This window comes from Mesorhizobium sp. M1E.F.Ca.ET.063.01.1.1 (assembly GCF_003998155.1).
Classification (GTDB): domain Bacteria; phylum Pseudomonadota; class Alphaproteobacteria; order Rhizobiales; family Rhizobiaceae; genus Mesorhizobium.
In genome coordinates, this window is record NZ_RZSC01000353.1 from 3,439 (window position 1) to 5,945 (window position 2,507).

The 2,507-nt window shown below is 65.0% G+C and carries 2 protein-coding genes and 1 pseudogene; 2 read left to right on the plus strand and 1 reads right to left on the minus strand.

Annotation, left to right across the window (positions count from 1 at the left end; translation table 11 throughout):
• Both EOA29_RS22220 and EOA29_RS22225 read left to right on the plus strand, forming a co-directional pair.
• A partial coding sequence (locus EOA29_RS22220) for an FAD-binding oxidoreductase (protein ID WP_245468514.1) occupies positions 1-1,256 on the plus strand: 1,256 nt, incomplete at its 5' end.
• A 17-nt stretch (positions 1,257-1,273) separates the two neighbouring features.
• Positions 1,274-2,275: a 4-hydroxyproline epimerase gene (locus EOA29_RS22225; protein ID WP_126091396.1), complete on the plus strand. Its 1,002-nt coding sequence runs from the start codon at positions 1,274-1,276 to the stop codon at positions 2,273-2,275.
• A 20-nt stretch (positions 2,276-2,295) separates the two neighbouring features.
• On the opposite strand, the pseudogene EOA29_RS22230 reads toward EOA29_RS22225, so the two are convergent.
• Positions 2,296-2,507: pseudogene (locus EOA29_RS22230) on the minus strand (LysR family transcriptional regulator); the annotation flags it as partial.

Here is a 2,507-nt window from a genome sequence, read left to right on the forward strand (position 1 = left end):
CTTCTCCCCGAGAACGGGGAGAAGGCGAAGACGTCGCCATTGTCGGCGGCGGCATTATCGGCATCTGCGTGGCGACCTTGCTTGCCGAGGCCGGTCGCCGCGTCACCATTTTTGACCGCACCGGCATCTGCGAGGAGACGAGCTCCGGCAACGCCGCCGCCTTCGCCTTCTCCGACGTGCTGCCGCTGGCGCATAAGGGGATGATCAGGCAACTGCCGAAATGGCTTGCCGACCCGCTCGGGCCGCTCTCCATCCCGCCCGCCTATCTGCCCAAGCTCCTTCCCTGGCTGATCCGCTTCTGGCGCGCGGGCAACTCCAGACACTATGAGACGAGCCTCGCGGCGCAGGCCGGCATGATGAAGCTCGCCGAAGCCGAATGGATGGGCCTGCTCGACCGCTCCGGCACGAGGCCGATGCTGCGCGAGGACGGCTCGCTCGAACTCTACGAAAGCGAAGCTGAGTTTCGCGCCTCATTGTTGGGTTGGGCGGCGCGGGAGCGCTTCGACATCGGCTTCCGCCATGTCGAGGGGGAAGAGATGGCCGCGCTTCAGCCGGGCCTCGCGCCACGCTTCGTCAAGGGCACTTTCGTGCCGAGCTGGAAGACGGTCGCCGATCCGAAGCTGCTCGGCAAGGCGGTGTGGGCCTATGCGGAGCGGCTCGGCGCCCGTCTCGAGCATGCGCGTATCGATCGCGTCGAAGCCGGCGCGGATGGCGCCGCGGTCATGCTTGCCGACGGCACGACCCGCAAGGCGAAGCAACTCGTCATCGCGGCCGGAGCGTGGTCGCATCTCTTGGCCAGAAATCTCGGCGACCGCATCCCGCTGGAGACCGAGCGCGGCTACAACACGACGCTGCCGGTGTCGGCCTTCGACGTGAAGCGGCAATTGATCTTTTCCGGACACGGCTTCGTCATCACGCCGCTGGAAACGGGCGTGCGCGTCGGCGGCGCCGTCGAGCTCGGCGGCATCGAGCGGCCGCCGAATTACGCGCGCTCGAAGGCGATGCTGGAAAAAGCAAAGCGCTTTCTGCCGGGCCTCGATCCGTCGGGCGGCATCGAGTGGATGGGTTTTCGCCCGTCGCTGCCGGATTCGCTGCCGGTCATCGGGCGGGCACGGACACCGAATGTCTTCTATGCTTTCGGCCACGGCCATCTCGGCCTGACCCAGGCGGTGGCGACCGGCCGCTTGATCCGCGATCTCGTTCTCGGGCAAACTCCACCGCTCGATCTCAAGCCTTTCCGCCCGCAGCGGTTCTGACAGTACAAGAGAGCACCATGGCCAGGAAATCCTTCTTCTGCATCGACGGCCACACCTGCGGCAATCCGGTGCGGCTGGTCGCAGGTGGCGGACCGCTGCTTGAAGGCGCGACGATGATGGAGCGGCGCGCGCATTTCCTTGCCGAGTACGACTGGATCCGCACCGGCCTGATGTTCGAGCCGCGCGGCCATGACGTGATGTCGGGCTCGATCCTCTATCCGCCGACACGCGAGGACTGCGACATCGCCATCCTTTTCATCGAGACGTCGGGTTGCCTGCCGATGTGCGGCCACGGCACGATCGGCACTGTGACTTTTGCCATCGAGCATGGGCTGGTGAAGCCCAAGACGCCGGGTGTGCTCAGGCTCGACACGCCGGCCGGTCTCGTCGTCGCCGAATACAAACAGGTCGGCGAATATGTCGAGGAGGTGCGCATTACCAATGTGCCGTCCTTCCTCTACGCCGAAGGATTGACGGTGGAATGCCCGGTGCTTGGCGAGATCAGCGTTGACGTCGCCTATGGCGGCAATTTCTACGCCATCGTCGAACCGCAGAAGAACTACCGCGACATGGCCGAGCATTCGGCCGGCGATCTCATCGCCTGGAGCCCCGTGGTGCGCCAGCGCCTCAACGAGAAGTATTCCTTCGTGCACCCGGAAAACCCGGGCATCAACCGGTTGTCGCACATGCTGTGGACCGGCAAGCCGAAGCACGCCGAGGCCGATGCGCGCAACGCCGTCTTCTATGGCGACAAGGCGATCGACCGCTCGCCTTGCGGCACAGGCACCTCGGCGCGCATGGCGCAACTCCACGCCAAGGGCAAGCTGAAAGCGGGCGAAAGCTTCGTGCATGAATCGATCATCGGCTCGCTGTTCAGAGGCCGGGTCGAAAAGGAGGTCAGCGTGGCCGGCAAGCCGGCGATCGTCCCCTCGATCGGCGGCTGGGCTCGCATGACCGGATTGAACACCATCTTCATCGACGACCGTGATCCGTTCGCGCACGGATTCGTCGTCACGTGATGTAGTGGCCGACGGCGCCGTCAGACGCCGGCATCCCCTCCTGTCGAGACCTGATCGCGGAACCAGTCCGCGAACTTGATCTCGGCAGCGGAAGGTTGCGCCGACATCGTCAGAAAGTAGCCCTTGTCGGCATCGGTCGCGATGTCGGAAAGAACGACGAGGTCGCCGCGCATCAACTCCTCGCGGAAAACCTCGATCGGACAAAGCGCGACGCCGTGGCCGGCGATGACGG

Coding starts and splice junctions, on each gene's coding strand:
- EOA29_RS22225 (WP_126091396.1), top strand. CDS start 1,274: ATGGCCAGGAAATCCTTCTTCTGCATCGACGGCCACACCTGCGGCAAT.